Origin of the sequence: Limnospira fusiformis SAG 85.79 (assembly GCF_012516315.1) — a bacterium.
GTDB classification, from domain to species: Bacteria; Cyanobacteriota; Cyanobacteriia; order Cyanobacteriales; family Microcoleaceae; genus Limnospira; species Limnospira fusiformis.
Map to the genome: position 1 here is coordinate 2,261,798 of NZ_CP051185.1, position 16,447 is coordinate 2,278,244.

The 16,447-nt window shown below is 44.1% G+C and carries 7 protein-coding genes; 5 read left to right on the top strand and 2 right to left on the bottom strand.

All coding sequences use genetic code 11. The annotated features are described in order from the left end of the window. Positions 1 to 1,653: 1,653 nt before the first annotated feature. The gene (locus HFV01_RS10815) at positions 1,654 to 3,417 is read right to left on the bottom strand and encodes a peptide ABC transporter substrate-binding protein (protein ID WP_193521076.1); all 1,764 of its coding nucleotides are present in this window, start codon (positions 3,415 to 3,417) and stop codon (positions 1,654 to 1,656) included. A gap of 215 nt (positions 3,418 to 3,632) precedes the next feature. On the opposite strand from HFV01_RS10815, the gene HFV01_RS10820 reads away from it, so the two are divergent. The 3 genes from HFV01_RS10820 (at position 3,633) to glyS (ending at position 12,407) form a co-directional block, all read left to right on the top strand. Then, positions 3,633 to 5,708, top strand: coding sequence for a cation:proton antiporter domain-containing protein (locus HFV01_RS10820; protein ID WP_006668815.1), 2,076 nt, complete (start codon positions 3,633 to 3,635; stop codon positions 5,706 to 5,708). A 551-nt stretch (positions 5,709 to 6,259) separates the two neighbouring features. Then, a complete protein-coding gene (locus tag HFV01_RS10825) occupies positions 6,260 to 6,427 on the top strand; it encodes a hypothetical protein (RefSeq protein ID WP_193521077.1) in 168 nt (55 codons plus the stop codon). Between the two features lie 3,838 nt (positions 6,428 to 10,265). Next, positions 10,266 to 12,407 (top strand): glycine--tRNA ligase subunit beta, encoded by a 2,142-nt coding sequence (gene glyS, locus HFV01_RS10830; protein WP_008051471.1) that lies wholly within the window; start codon positions 10,266 to 10,268, stop codon positions 12,405 to 12,407. A gap of 10 nt (positions 12,408 to 12,417) precedes the next feature. Here the strand turns inward: glyS and HFV01_RS10835 are convergent, their stop codons facing one another. Then, positions 12,418 to 12,657: a hypothetical protein gene (locus tag HFV01_RS10835; protein ID WP_006625155.1), complete on the bottom strand. Its 240-nt coding sequence runs from the start codon at positions 12,655 to 12,657 to the stop codon at positions 12,418 to 12,420. A gap of 268 nt (positions 12,658 to 12,925) precedes the next feature. On the opposite strand from HFV01_RS10835, the gene HFV01_RS10840 reads away from it, so the two are divergent. Next, positions 12,926 to 15,112, top strand: a complete 2,187-nt coding sequence (locus HFV01_RS10840; RefSeq protein WP_315690209.1) for a protein kinase domain-containing protein — start codon at positions 12,926 to 12,928, stop codon at positions 15,110 to 15,112. A 282-nt stretch (positions 15,113 to 15,394) separates the two neighbouring features. Next, entirely contained in the window at positions 15,395 to 16,438 is a 1,044-nt protein-coding gene (locus HFV01_RS10845) for an aromatic ring-hydroxylating dioxygenase subunit alpha (protein WP_006625159.1), read from the top strand. Positions 16,439 to 16,447: the final 9 nt, after the last annotated feature.

A 16,447-nucleotide genomic window follows, 5' to 3' on the forward strand; every position in this document is an offset into this window, starting at 1 on the left:
AGTTCCCGGAGTGATGAGGTACTTTTCAAAGCCCCTCTCCTTTTCTGGGAGAGGGGTTTGGGGTGAGGGCTGTATTTCATAGAGATGAGAAGCGCTAGATTAACTAAATTGACTGGCGCTGCCACTTTTTACCAGCAGGAAATATCCGATATAGCAGTTCCCGGAGTGATGAGGTACTTTTCAAAGCCCCTCTCCTTTTCTGGGAGAGGGGTTTGGGGTGAGGGCTGTATTTCATAGAGATGAGAAGCGCTAGATTAACTAAATTGACTGGCGCTGCCACTTTTTACCAGCAGGAAATATCCGATATAGCAGTTCCCGGAGTGATGAGGTACTTTTCAAAGCCCCTCTCCTTTTCTGGGAGAGGGGTTTGGGGTGAGGGCTGTATTTCATAGAGATGAGAAGCGCTAGATTAACTAAATTGACTGGCGCTGCCACTTTTTACCAGCAGGAAATATCCGATATAGCAGTTCCCGGAGTGATGAGGTACTTTTCAAAGCCCCTCTCCTTTTCTGGGAGAGGGGTTTGGGGTGAGGGCTGTATTTCATAGAGATGAGAAGCGCTAGATTAACTAAATTGACTGGCGCTGCCAATTTTTACCAGCAGGAAATATCCGATATAGCAGTTCCCGGAGTGATGAGGTACTTTTCAAAGCCCCTCTCCTTTTCTGGGAGAGGGGTTTGGGGTGAGGGCTGTATTTCATAGAGATGAGAAGCGCTAGATTAACTAAATTGACTGGCGCTGCCACTTTTTACCAGCAGGAAATATCCGATATAGCAGTTCCCGGAGTGATGAGGTACTTTTCAAAGCCCCTCTCCTTTTCTGGGAGAGGGGTTTGGGGTGAGGGCTGTATTTCATAGAGATGAGAAGCGCTAGATTAACTAAATTGACTGGCGCTGCCACTTTTTACCAGCAGGAAATATCCGATATAGCAGTTCCCGGAGTGATGAGGTACTTTTCAAAGCCCCTCTCCTTTTCTGGGAGAGGGGTTTGGGGTGAGGGCTGTATTTCATAGAGATGAGAAGCGCTAGATTAACTAAATTGACTGGCGCTGCCACTTTTTACCAGCAGGAAATATCCGATATAGCAGTTCCCGGAGTGATGAGGTACTTTTCAAAGCCCCTCTCCTTTTCTGGGAGAGGGGTTTGGGGTGAGGGCTGTATTTCATAGAGATGAGAAGCGCTAGATTAACTAAATTGACTGGCGCTGCCACTTTTTACCAGCAGGAAATATCCGATATAGCAGTTCCCGGAGTGATGAGGTACTTTTCAAAGCCCCTCTCCTTTTCTGGGAGAGGGGTTTGGGGTGAGGGCTGTATTTCATAGAGATGAGAAGCGCTAGATTAACTAAATTGACTGGCGCTGCCACTTTTTACCAGCAGGAAATATCCGATATAGCAGTTCCCGGAGTGATGAGGTACTTTTCAAAGCCCCTCTCCTTTTCTGGGAGAGGGGTTTGGGGTGAGGGCTGTATTTCATAGAGATGAGAAGCGCTAGATTAACTAAATTGACTGGCGCTGCCACTTTTTACCAGCAGGAAATATCCGATATAGCAGTTCCCGGAGTGATGAGGTACTTTTCAAAGCCCCTCTCCTTTTCTGGGAGAGGGGTTTGGGGTGAGGGCTGTATTTCATAGAGATGAGAAGCGCTAGATTAACTAAATTGACTGGCGCTGCCAATTTTTAATATCCCAAGTATTAGCATCCCAAGGGGAGGGTTCAATACCAGTTAAAGTATTACTAATTCCCGTAGTAGTCGCACGTTCAACAATGGGCATTACTGCGACATCTTCCCGTAGAAACTCATCCATTTGACGGAATAATAAGGCTCGTTTTTCTGGGTCTAGTTCGGTGGTTGCTTTTCGCCACATTTCGTCATATTGAGGGTTGCAATAACGAGCATAATTAGGTCGTTGCCAATTATTTTCTTTTTGGGAAATTTCCCCACAGGTCCACCACTTCATGTGAGGTCCTGGGTCGGGACTTTCATTTCCTGTAGTTAACATTTGGAGGTCTGCATAAAAATGATTAATGGTGTCGGTATTGGCGGGGTCGCCAGAGAAGAAGATACCCGGATCAATGCTTTTTAATTCGACCCTTATCCCGATCGCCTCTAAAGACTGTTTAACTATTTCTTGAGTTTTCTGGCGCACGGGATTAACTGATGTTTGAAACACCACGCGCATTTCTAATCCATCTCGGTCACGGATACCATTATTATTAGTATCTTTCCAGCCAGCTTCATCTAACAAAGTTTTAGCTTTTTCTAGGTCGTGGCTATAGTTAATTTGATTGGATCTATAAGCGGCTGGAATAACTATTAATTGCGCGGTCGGACGACCTGTTTTCCCATAAAGTTGATTAGCTATAGTATCACGGTCTATAGCCAAATCAAAGGCTTGTCGGACTCGTTTATCACTAAAAAAGGGATGGGGGAATTGAACACTAGAACGTTCTCCATCTGCGGTAGCTTGATTAGGGTCGGTAAAATTAAACATAATCCTTTCCACATAGGACCCAAAATTCGCCAAAATTTTGCCTTTCCCTCCGGCTGCTAACTGTTGGAGAATATGACCTTCTACCTGTAAGTTAAAAGCATAATCAAAATCTCCCGTTTGTAAGACGGCTCTAGCGGCTGAGGTTGCATCACCACCCCCTTTAATTTCTACTCTTTCAAAAAAGGGTTTATCTGGCTCCCAATAATTGGGGTTAGCTTCATAAAGGGCTAAGTCTCCCGGTTTAAAACTTACCAGTTTATAGGGTCCGGTGCCAATGGGTTGATTATTCGCCCTAGCGGACCGAATATTAGAGTTATTGTAACTAGCAAAAATATGCTCTGGGAGAATTAAGCCTCTTTGACCAGTAAAAGGAACCGACCAACCCGGAGTAATATTTTTAAAAGTAATTTTGATGGTGTAATCATCTAGGGCTTCTACGCTTTCAATACCTGCGTAAACCTCAGCACTAGATGAACCTACATCAGGGTTCATAATAAAGTTATAAGTGAAAACCACATCTTTGGCGGTGAAAGGTTCGCCGTCAGACCAAGTTACACCCGATCGCAATTTCCAAGTTACCGATTTTCCATCTGCTGCGACACTCCCATTTTCTCGACTGGGAATTTCCGCCGCCAGAAGAGGAATCAGGCGATCGCTATGATCATAACTCGCCAAAGGCTCATACACTAACCTAGCCGCATCAAAGTCTTTAAATCCTGTCGCCAAGTGAGGATTAAGGATAGTAGGAGACTGCCAATAGAGAAGTTTAAGGTTTTTGTCATTTTGAGTAGTTGGCGCGTCCTGGGGGCTACAGGCTGCGAAGGTGATAGACAAGAAACAGGAAAGAATCACTAGAGGTAGGAATAAACGCCGAATCATATTTTTAGGGTAATCAATGTCCGCCCTTAAATTTGTAGCAGACATTAGCACATTTGGCGAACCGATTTAGTTAACCACCTCTCGATTAACTACTTTCCCTAAAAATAGGATTGTCAGAATCCCAAGATTATGCTATAAGTCTATAGTCTATGTAACGGACCTTTTATAATCCCTCTTTTAGGGCGATCGGCGAGACAGGCTGAGGCTTGGCATCTTTCTCCCTTTATATAAGTCTAAGCAATTCTACCGGGAACTAACTCATGGATACTTTGGGATACTTAATCAATACAGACGTAGATGGGTTTTCCATGATTAATCTGACCACTCCCCTCGCGCAAATTTTATCACAACCCATTCAGGACCCCGTAGCGGTTTTCTTAATTATTATGGGGATGATGCTCATTGCTCCCCTAGTATTTGAACGCATAAAACTACCTGGTATTGTCGGATTAATCTTAGCCGGAGTTATTATTGGTCCCCATGGCATAGGGTTACTTGCCAGAGATAATACCATAGTTTTATTGGGGACTGTGGGATTGTTATTCTTGATGTTTCTAGCAGGCTTAGAAACCAGCTTAGACGACCTCAAACTAAATGCCAAGTCAGCCTTTTGCTTCGGTTTACTCACCTTTTTATTACCGATGATACTGGGAACTATAGCCATGATGGCTCTGGGTTACAGTGTATTAGCTGCCATCTTAGTAGCCTCTTGTTTTGCTTCCCATACTCTCCTAGCTTTACCCATCTTAAACCGTCTGGGAATTATGCGTGCTTCCTCCGTAACCGCCACCCTAGGAGGAACCTTAATTACCAATGTGTTAGCCTTATTAGTTTTAGCAGTTGTCGTCAAAGCCCATCGCGGCGATTTAACCCTAGAATTTTGGCTATTTTTAATTCCGGCTTTAACCATTTATACCTTCGCATCTCTCTGGGGAGTTCCCAAAATTGGTCGCTGGTTTTTCCGAAAATTTGGTCATGACGAAGGCGCAGAATTTACCTTTGTTGTCGCCACATTATTAGTAGCTTCCTATGTAGCGCAACTCATCGAAATTGAACCCATTATTGGCGCTTTCTTGGCTGGTATTGCTCTGACTCCTATTATCCCTAACTTGAGTCCATTAATGAACAGGATTCAGTTTATTGGCAATACCCTATTTATTCCCTTCTTTCTCATCTCTGTAGGGATGTTAATTGACCCTCTAATTTTAATCAAAGAACCTCGCTCTCTTTTAGTCGCAGTAGTCATGATTGTGGCAGAATTTATCAGCAAGTATGCAGCCGCTTGGACTTCCGGCAAAGTTTTTGGCTGGCCGTTTCCAGAGAAAATGGTTTGCTTTGGTCTGTCTGTAGCTCAAGCTGCTTCGACTCTGGCGGCGATTACGGTAGCTTTTAATATTGAATTAGTAGATGAGTTAACTGTTAATGGTGTTATTGCCATGATTTTATTTAGTTGTATCGCTTCTCCCTGGATAGTCAATCGTTGGGGTAAATTAGTCAAACCAGCCGAAAAATTAGACGGCGACAATCAGCGCAATTGGTCGGAAAGGGTATTAGTTCCGGTCGCTAACCCTAGCACAGAAGATAACCTATTACAATTGGCGATTTTGCTGGTCAAAAAATCTAAAGGTACTCTATTACCTCTTAATGTGATTTCTGACAAAAACGGTAATATTTCTTCCTCGGCTAAAACTAAACAAAGCCGTTTATTGTCTGTGGCTGAACAGATAGCTCACGCCGCAACGGTTAAGGTTGAGTCTATTGCTAGAATTGATGCAGCTATATCCAGGGGAATTGTTCGTAGTGCCACCGAACGCAACGCGACGCTGATTATTTGCGGTTGGAAGGGGTATTCAACCTATCAAGAGAATTTCTTTGGTAGCGTAATTGATCAGATTATCAGGCGTTCACCTGTGCCAGTTTTGATTACTCGCTTCCCTCAGCCTCTGGAAAATACGGAGAGGGTATTTATGGTATTCAATCAAGGGGAAATTTCCTCTTGGGAATTTAAACAAACTCTGGAAATAACTAAAGCGATCGCTGAAGAAATTAAAGCGAAATTACACTTATTGGTATTGGTGACTGATTATCTGACCGTGGATTTAAATCTTTCATCCTTCGGTCTAAGTAAAGATACCCCAGTTCAACAAATACAAGGGAATTTTATTATGAAAGTTTCCCGAATGCTCAAAACTAATGATTTGTTATTATTAACTCCCGGCAGTCATGAGAATCAGGCTTTCGGATTCTCTAGAAGCGGCTTGGTAGAACCAGAAACAATTGTTCGCGCTCATTCAGATGTTGCGACTATTGTCGTTCATTTCCCTAAACTTAGTTAATGGTTGCTAAATCTCTCTCTTGATATGTTCGTTAATGGTCAAAATCATGTTTAAATCTTCTCAACAATTCAGCCATTTTTCGGTATATTTCCTAACAGTAATTGACAAAACCAAATTCGGCGTGATATTTTAAAGATAATGCCTATCTTGTGTCTATAACTGGATAACCTGCCGGAAACCATGATTCTGTCGTGAACTTCTGAAATTGACAGGAGTCGGAGAGGGAATGCGGCGACACCAATTTAGGGAAAGGTGGGGGGGGAAAGGCGATCGCTCTATACCCCTACCGGAAAAGGTTACAGCCACACCCGTCTAATTTACCTCCCCCAACTCACGAGTTAACCCTCACGCCAGGAAGAGTTTTTAAATGTATCGGAAATACTACGGGTAATTGAGTGATTTTGTGGTCTATTTCCTAACAGTAATTGACAAAACCAAATTCGGCGTGATATTTTAAGGATAATGCCTATCTCGTGTCTATAACCGGATAACCTCCCCGAAACCCCTATGGTGTCGTGAACTTCTGAAATTGACAGGAGTCGGAGGAGGGAATGCGGCGACACCAATTTAGGGAAAGGTGGGGGGGAAAGGCGATCGCTCTATACCCCTACCGGAAAAGGTTACAGCCACACCCGTCTAATTTACCTCCCCCAACTCACGAGTTAACCCTCACGCCAGGAAGAGTTTTTAAATGTATCGGAAATACTACGGGTAATTGAGTGATTTTGTGGTCTATTTCCTAACAGTAATTGACAAAACCAAATTCGGCGTGATATTTTAAAGATAATGCCTATCTTGTGTCTATAACTGGATAACCTGCCGGAAACCATGATTCTGTCGTGAACTTCTGAAATTGACAGGAGTCGGAGAGGGAATGCGGCGACACCAATTTAGGGAAAGGTGGGGGGGGAAAGGCGATCGCTCTATACCCCTACCGGAAAAGGTTACAGCCACACCCGTCTAATTTACCTCCCCCAACTCACGAGTTAACCCTCACGCCAGGAAGAGTTTTTAAATGTATCGGAAATACTACGGGTAATTGAGTGATTTTGTGGTCTATTTCCTAACAGTAATTGACAAAACCAAATTCGGCGTGATATTTTAAAGATAATGCCTATCTTGTGTCTATAACTGGATAACCTGCCGGAAACCATGATTCTGTCGTGAACTTCTGAAATTGACAGGAGTCGGAGAGGGAATGCGGCGACACCAATTTAGGGAAAGGTGGGGGGGGAAAGGCGATCGCTCTATACCCCTACCGGAAAAGGTTACAGCCACACCCGTCTAATTTACCTCCCCCAACTCACGAGTTAACCCTCACGCCAGGAAGAGTTTTTAAATGTATCGGAAATACTACGGGTAATTGAGTGATTTTGTGGTCTATTTCCTAACAGTAATTGACAAAACCAAATTCGGCGTGATATTTTAAGGATAATGGTTATCCTGTGTCTATAGCCAGACAACCTGCCGGAAACCATGATTCTGTCGTGAACTTCTGGAATTGACAGGAGTCTGCGAGGGAGTGCGGCGACACGAGTTTAGGGAAAGGTGGGGGTGAAAAGGCGATCGCTCTATACCCCTACCGGAAAAGGTTACAGCCACACCCGTCTAATTTACCTCCCCCAACTCACGAGTTAACCCTCACGCCAGGAAGAGTTTTTAAATGTATCGGAAATACTACGGGTAATTGAGTGATTTTGTGGTCTATTTCCTAACAGTAATTGACAAAACCAAATTCGGCGTGATATTTTAAAGATAATGCCTATCTTGTGTCTATAACTGGATAACCTGCCGGAAACCATGATTCTGTCGTGAACTTCTGAAATTGACAGGAGTCGGAGAGGGAATGCGGCGACACCAATTTAGGGAAAGGTGGGGGGGGAAAGGCGATCGCTCTATACCCCTACCGGAAAAGGTTACAGCCACACCCGTCTAATTTACCTCCCCCAACTCACGAGTTAACCCTCACGCCAGGAAGAGTTTTTAAATGTATCGGAAATACTACGGGTAATTGAGTGATTTTGTGGTCTATTTCCTAACAGTAATTGACAAAACCAAATTCGGCGTGATATTTTAAAGATAATGCCTATCTTGTGTCTATAACTGGATAACCTGCCGGAAACCATGATTCTGTCGTGAACTTCTGAAATTGACAGGAGTCGGAGAGGGAATGCGGCGACACCAATTTAGGGAAAGGTGGGGGGGGAAAGGCGATCGCTCTATACCCCTACCGGAAAAGGTTACAGCCACACCCGTCTAATTTACCTCCCCCAACTCACGAGTTAACCCTCACGCCAGGAAGAGTTTTTAAATGTATCGGAAATACTACGGGTAATTGAGTGATTTTGTGGTCTATTTCCTAACAGTAATTGACAAAACCAAATTCGGCGTGATATTTTAAGGATAATGGTTATCCTGTGTCTATAGCCAGACAACCTGCCGGAAACCATGATTCTGTCGTGAACTTCTGGAATTGACAGGAGTCTGCGAGGGAGTGCGGCGACACGAGTTTAGGGAAAGGTGGGGGTGAAAAGGCGATCGCTCTATACCCCTACCGGAAAAGGTTACAGCCACACCCGTCTAATTTACCTCCCCCAACTCACGAGTTAACCCTCACGCCAGGAAGAGTTTTTAAATGTATCGGAAATACTACGGGTAATTGAGTGATTTTTCGGTATATTTCCTAACAGTAATTGACAAAACCAAATTCGGCGTGATATTTTAAAGATAATGCCTATCTTGTGTCTATAACTGGATAACCTGCCGGAAACCATGATTCTGTCGTGAACTTCTGAAATTGACAGGAGTCTGCGAGGGAATGCGGCGACACCAATTTAGGGAAAGGTGGGGGTGAAAAGGCGATCGCTCTATACCCCTACCGGAAAAGGTTACAGCCACACCCGTCTAATTTACCTCCCCCAACTCACGAGTTAACCCTCACGCCAGGAAGAGTTTTTAAATGTATCGGAAATACTACGGGTAATTGAGTGATTTTGTGGTCTATTTCCTAACAGTAATTGACAAAACCAAATTCGGCGTGATATTTTAAGGATAATGCCTATCTCGTGTCTATAACCGGATAACCTCCCCGAAACCCCTATGGTGTCGTGAACTTCTGAAATTGACAGGAGTCGGAGAGGGAATGCGGCGACACCAATTTAGGGAAAGGTGGGGGGGGAAAGGCGATCGCTCTATACCCCTACCGGAAAAGGTTACAGCCACACCCGTCTAATTTACCTCCCCCAACTCACGAGTTAACCCTCACGCCAGGAAGAGTTTTTAAATGTATCGGAAATACTACGGGTAATTGAGTGATTTTGTGGTCTATTTCCTAACAGTAATTGACAAAACCAAATTCGGCGTGATATTTTAAAGATAATGCCTATCTTGTGTCTATAACTGGATAACCTGCCGGAAACCATGATTCTGTCGTGAACTTCTGAAATTGACAGGAGTCGGAGAGGGAATGCGGCGACACCAATTTAGGGAAAGGTGGGGGGGGAAAAGCGATCGCTCTATACCCCTACCGGAAAAGGTTACAGCCACACCCGTCTAATTTACCTCCCCCAACTCACGAGTTAACCCTCACGCCAGGAAGAGTTTTTAAATGTATCGGAAATACTACGGGTAATTGAGTGATTTTTCGGTATATTTCCTAACAGTAATTGACAAAACCAAATTCGGCGTGATATTTTAAAGATAATGCCTATCTTGTGTCTATAACTGGATAACCTGCCGGAAACCATGATTCTGTCGTGAACTTCTGAAATTGACAGGAGTCGGAGAGGGAATGCGGCGACACCCCCAATTTAGGGAAAGGTGGGGGGAAAAAGGGCGACATAGCTCTATACCCCTCCCGGAAAAGGTTACAGCCACCACCCGTCTAATTTACCTCCCCCAACTCACGAGTTAACCCTCACGCCAGGAAGAGTTTTTAAATGTATCGGAAATACTACGGGTAATTGAGTGATTTTGTGGTCTATTTCCTAACAGTAATTGACAAAACCAAATTCGGCGTGATATTTTAAAGATAATGCCTATCTTGTGTCTATAACTGGATAACCTGCCGGAAACCATGATTCTGTCGTGAACTTCTGAAATTGACAGGAGTCGGAGAGGGAATGCGGCGACACCAATTTAGGGAAAGGTGGGGGGGGAAAGGCGATCGCTCTATACCCCTACCGGAAAAGGTTACAGCCACACCCGCCTAATTTACCTCCCCCAACTCACGAGTTAACCCTCACGCCAGGAAGAGTTTTTAAATGTATCGGAAATACTACGGGTAATTGAGTGATTTTTCGGTATATTTCCTAACAGTAATTGACAAAACCAAATTCGGCGTGATATTTTAAAGATAATGCCTATCTCGTGTCTATAACCGGATAACCTCCCCGAAACCCCTATGGTGTCGTGAACTTCTGAAATTGACAGGAGTCGGAGAGGGAATGCGGCGACACCAATTTAGGGAAAGGTGGGGGGGGAAGTTAGAACCGAAACCAACCGAAACTGTGGTAGGATGTAAAATTGTCCGAACACTGACCACCTGCACTGTCTCCCATGCCTAGCTTTTTACTCGAAGTCGGTACAGAAGAATTACCAGCAACCTTTGTCGAAGGCGCGATCGCCCAATGGGAGGCGATGATTCCCGCCAGCCTAAAAGAACAATACCTCACCTGCGAGTCGGTGAAAGTGTACGCCACACCGCGAAGACTGGCTGTAGTCATAGCGGGACTGCCACAACAGCAACCTGATCGCGAAGAAGAAATCAAAGGTCCCCCCGCCAGTGCTGCCTTCAAAGACGGGAAACCGACGAAAGCAGCGGAAGGTTTCGCGAAAAAACAGAATATCAACTTAGAAGATATCGAAATTCGCCCGACCCCCAAAGGGGATTTCGTGTTTGTCCTCAAACAAATTCCCGGACGGAAAACGTCGGAAATTTTAACGGAATTAATACCCCAATGGATTAATCGGTTAGAAGGTAAAAGATTTATGCGCTGGGGAGATGGAGATATCCGCTTCCCCCGTCCGATTCGTTGGTTAGTAGCCCTATTAGATAAGGAGATATTACCGCTAAGTATCCCCAACGGTTCGGAAACTATTAGCAGCGATCGCCATAGCCAAGGTCATCGAGTGTTACACTCGAACTCAGTGAGTATTGCGGAAGCGACGGACTATGCGGAAACCCTGGGTAAAGCGTTTGTAGAAGTAGATCCGCAGACCCGAAAAACAGCGATCGCCAACCAGGTAAAAGTAGCAGCGAACAGCGTAGGCGGGGAGGCGGAAATTCCCGAAGAGTTACTGAATGAAGTGGTTAACTTAGTGGAATGGCCGACAGCAGTAGTGGGAACTTTTGACGCGGACTTTTTAGTGCTGCCACCAGAAGTGATTAAAATGGTAATGGTGACACATCAGCGCTATTTCCCAGTCCTAGATACCCACGGTAATCTGAAACCATATTTTATTACGATTTCTAATGGTGATCCAGCCAAAGCTGCAATTATTGCATCGGGTAATGAACGGGTAATCCGCGCGAGATTAGCAGATGGAGAATTTTTCTATAAAACCGATTTAAAGAAACCCCTAGAAAACTATCTCCCCGACTTGGAAAATGTCACGTTTCAAGAAGATTTGGGTTCAGTTCGCGACAAGGTGAATAGAATTATTGCCAATGCCGATCGCATTGGTAAACAGCTAGAAGTAAGCGAAGGGGAACTCGCCCAGATAAAAAGGGCAGCCTTATTATGTAAGGCGGATTTAGTCTCTCAGATGGTTTATGAATTTCCCGAACTTGAGGGAATCATGGGGGAAAAATATGCTTTAGCTGGCGGCGAACCTGAAGCGATCGCTAAGGCTATAGTTGAACATTATCTCCCCAAAGGAGCAAGTGATCGCCTCCCGACAAATATCATTAGTCAAGTGGTCGCCCTAGCTGATAAACTCGACACGCTAGTTAGTATTTTTGGCTTGGGAATGCTTCCCACAGGTTCATCAGATCCCTTTGCTCTGAGAAGGGCGGCTAATGGAGTTGTGAATATTATCTGGTCTGCTGACCTACCTTTAAACTTGCATGAACTGCTAAAGGATTTAACGACGGATTTCGTTAATAGTCATCCTAACGCGATGTTAGGTCTGATTCATCATTTAGAAGATTTCTTTTTACAGCGCATTCGGACTTTGTTGCAGGACGAGAAAGCCATTGATTATGATTTGGTTAATGCGGTGTTGGGAGATGAAGACATAGAATATAAGGAACGCGCGTTACAAGATTTATTAGATGTACGCGATCGCGCTTTGTTTTTACAAGAAATTCGCGGTGACGGTACTTTAGACATCATCTATGAAACTATCAACCGTTCCACCCGTCTCGCTAAACAAGGCGACCTCGACACGGGGGAACTTCAACCCCATGCGGTGATTAACCCTTCTCTGTTTGAAAAGTATTCAGAACAAGCATTTATGGAAGCCCTAGAAGACTTGATACCCAACACTCAAGCCGCATTAGAAACTCGCAATTATCGACAATTAGTGACAGCCTTAGCAGCAATTGTTCCCACAGTTACCCAATTCTTTGATGGTGAAAATAGCGTCTTGGTGATGGACTCTAATCCGAAAGTACAGCGAAACCGTCTCAACCTACTAGGGTTGTTGCGAAATCATGCGCGTGTACTAGCAGATTTTGGCGCAATTGTCAAGGGGTAAATGGTAGATTTTAAAATTCTGTCATGATTTCTTTGGGAAAAAATTTGAATCCATTAAGCACCAAAATGACTAACCCGGTCAGAATCACCCAATTAGCCAAGAGGAAACTGGAGACAACCGCAACTAAAGCAATGCCTCCTGAGACTAGCTTGATTAATTCTTCTTGGGTGTGGGTATAAACGAAAATGGCAGCAACAGAGATAGCGATCGCAATTAGGGAAGGTAGATATCCAGCGAAGTTGATTTCCATGACCATGAGACTCCTAGTGGTAACTGTTATGGTTGCTAGACCCAAAATAGAAGCCTGTGTAATTATCCAATCAAGCGATACTGCAACTTTCCTAACCGACCTATAGGGAAATTGCCTATAACAGTTGTCAAATAGTGGAATTGCTGGTTATTGACCGTTATTCCAGGTGACTGTAACTGTGCTAGTTTCCTGATTGACACAATGACAGTCAACTCCCCTGGTGGTAGAAAGATGTTGGAGAGAGAGATAAAGGTCGGCTGTTGTCTGGGTGGGGAGAATTTTTAAAAACTCTGGTAGATATGGAAATCATCTGCGATCGCGAAAATATTGTGCCACCAAAATGGAAAAATTGAGGCACAATAAATATTATGCTGTCACTCACAATGCGATCGCTATGACCTGCTGCATCAACCCCAACTGTCCGCAACCGATAAACCCCGACAACCTTACATATTGTCAAAGCTGTAATACCCCCCTAATTTCCCTACTGCGGGGACGCTACCGCATTCTTAAACCGTTAGGAAAAGGAGGGTTTAGTCGCACCTATCTAGCTGAGGATACGGATAACCTCAACCGTCGGTGTGTAGTCAAACAACTGGTGGCGGAGGTAAAAAGTAACTGGGGACTACAAAAGGCAGCCGACTTGTTCAAGTTGGAGGCGCAACAATTACAGCAACTAGAAGGTAACCCACAAATTCCGGGAATTTACGGTTATTTTGAAGAAGATAATTGTCTATATTTAATCCAACAATATATAGAAGGAGAAAACCTGGCGCAACTTTTAGAACAGGGTGGAAGATGGAATCAAGCACAAGTCCGCCAACTGCTGTTAAAATTGCTTCCGGTTTTAGAATTTATCCATAGTCGCCAGGTGATTCACCGAGATATTAAACCGGAAAATATCATCCATCGTAGCAGGGTTCCTCAACCGATAAGCGATCGCCATAATTTAACCCCTACCCCTAACCAAAGCGCACCCACTATCATTCAAGATAAAGTAGTTACCCAAACCACAGATATCGGTGATTTAGTATTAATTGATTTTGGGGTATCCAAACAACTATCAGAAACGGTGATGGTTAACCCTCTAGGGACAAGAGTAGGTTCAGATGGTTATGCGGCTTTAGAACAAATGCGTGGGGGAGAAGCCTACGCCGCCAGTGACCTATACAGTTTGGGTGTCACCTGCTTTCATTTACTCACGGGAATTCATCCCTTTGAATTATGGACAGAAGAAGGTTATGGCTGGACAAAAAACTGGCGTAATTATCTACCAACTCCTATCAGTCCAGAATTAGGACAAATTATCGATCGCCTACTTCAGAAAGACCTAAGCGATCGCTATACCAACGCCGCCGAAGTTTTAAGAGACCTCAACTCTAATAGTCATCCTCTCCCAGTGATTTCCCATCCTTTATTTATGGGATTATCCCGCCGCCGAAAACCTGCGAAAACGATAGCGATCGCTAGTGCGGCATTATTGTTATTGGGGACGGGTGGAAATATACTATTAAAAAATACCCCCCCAACGTTAATGTCTTGGATAACTCCGGTGTCGGCGTGGAATCAAGCGAGGTTAGGACAAACCTTAACCGGACACACTGCTAGGGTATTAACTGTGGCTATTACCCCTGATGGTAAAACTCTCGCCAGTGGTAGTGATGATAATACGGTGAGATTATGGAGTTTACAAACCTTTGAACATCTTTCTACTTTAACGGGACATGGAGGCGCTATCAACTCGATTGCTATCAGTCCTGATGGTCGAGTTATCGCCAGTGGTAGTCGCGACAATACGGTGAAATTGTGGGATCTTCACAGCAAACAAGAAATCGCCACGCTGAAAGGACATGAAAGGGATATTACGACGATCGCTTTTAGTCGAGACGGTCAAACTCTCGCCAGCGGTAGTCACGACCATACTATTACTTTATGGTATTTAGGGACTAATGAACTCATTGGTACATTAAGAGGGCATAATCGGGAAATTCGCGCGGTGGCTTTTAGTCCTAATGGTAGACTGCTGGCTAGTGCTTCCCAGGATAATACGGTGAAATTGTGGGATCTTAACCGCCGCGAGGAAATCTCGACTTTATTATCCCATGATAACTCAGTTAATGCGATCGCCTTTAGTCGAGATGGTCAAACTCTCATCAGCGGAAGTAGTGATAAAACTCTGAAATTATGGGACGTTACCACTAAGGAAGTTATGGCTACCTTACACGGACATTCACAGGCGATTAAATCTATCGCGGTGAGTCCTGATGGTCGAATTATCGCCAGTGGTGGTGATGATGATACAGTCCAACTTTGGGACCTCAAAAATCAAGAAGCGATCGCTACCTTGCGAGGACCTTCCTCTAAAATTGAAGCGATCGCCTTTTCTCCCAAACGTCCCCTCTTAGTTAGTGGTAGCCATAATCGCAACCTGGAAATTTGGCAAATTCCTGACTAATCTACCAGCTATTTATAGCAGGGATTATCAAGTCGTGATTAAACCGGGGATTTTCCGATAGGCTTTGATAGGGAGATTTTCCATTTATGGTCAACCTGGTTGACCTCAAGATCTGGAATAGTCCACGATTAAAAATTTCGGATTTTCCTAAAAAAACAGTTGACATCAAGTTAGTATCATGCTAAGATAATCGGTGAGTGTCAAAATTGCGCTGTGCTTTGAGTATTTTAGGATTATCCCTATTCGGCTAAAATTGGAAGCTGGTGAAATAGAGGCGATCGCATGACCCCAAGTTACGCAAATAGGAGGGACATCAGACAATTAGGGATTAACCCCCATTGCTGGTATGTTGTTAGTAGCAGCCAGGAAGTCACCAGTAGCCCGGTGGGGGTAATTTTGTGGAATCAGCCGATTGTGTTATTCAGAGACACTCAGGGGAAAATAAACGCCTTAGAAGACAGATGTCCCCATCGCCAAGTGAAACTAAGTCACGGAAAAGCGATCGGAGACGAGATAGAATGTACATATCACGGCTGGAGGTTTAATGGTGGTGGAGACTGTGTTTATGTACCGTATTTACAGGAGAATCAAAAACCACCAAAATGCGGAATCAAGACCTATCCAGTGCGAGAATTATATGGATTTATTTGGATATTCATAGGAGAGGAAAAGCCAGATAATGAACCCCTAGAAATTCCCGAATGGGAACACCTGAACTACATAGCCACCGTGGCGACAATTCACACCCAGGCGCACTATTCTTTTTTAGTCGAAAACCTGATGGATATGTACCACGGACACCTACACCAAAACTGGCAAGCCTGGACGGAGGCGCAATTAGATTATATCACAGAAACCGACAATAAAGTTGATGCTTATTATGAAGCACAAAGCTATTATAAAATAGACAAAATCTGGTCTATATCACAACTATTTTTCCGGTCGCTGCGACAACTCCACCCGGAAAGGCTGACGGTTAGTTATATATATCCCCATTGGTATTCTACTCTCGGTGAAGACTTCAAGATTTACTGTTTACTCTGTCCAATTAGTGTAAGTGAAACCCGCGCCTACTTAATCCATTTCACGTCACTTAACGCCTTTTGGAGACTGCATAAACTCCCGATTAAATTTCGTAAATTCATCAAAAACAGGTTATTTGGTTGTGCGAAAAAAATGTTAGATGGTTTAGTGGCAGAGGATGTAAAAATGATAGAGGAGGAACAACGGGCTTATCAAAATCACCCCCAGCGGCGGGGTTATGAATTAAATAAAGCGATCGCATCTGTGCAGCGAGTGATGAAAAAGCAGGCGATCGCCAATTAATCAACTAAC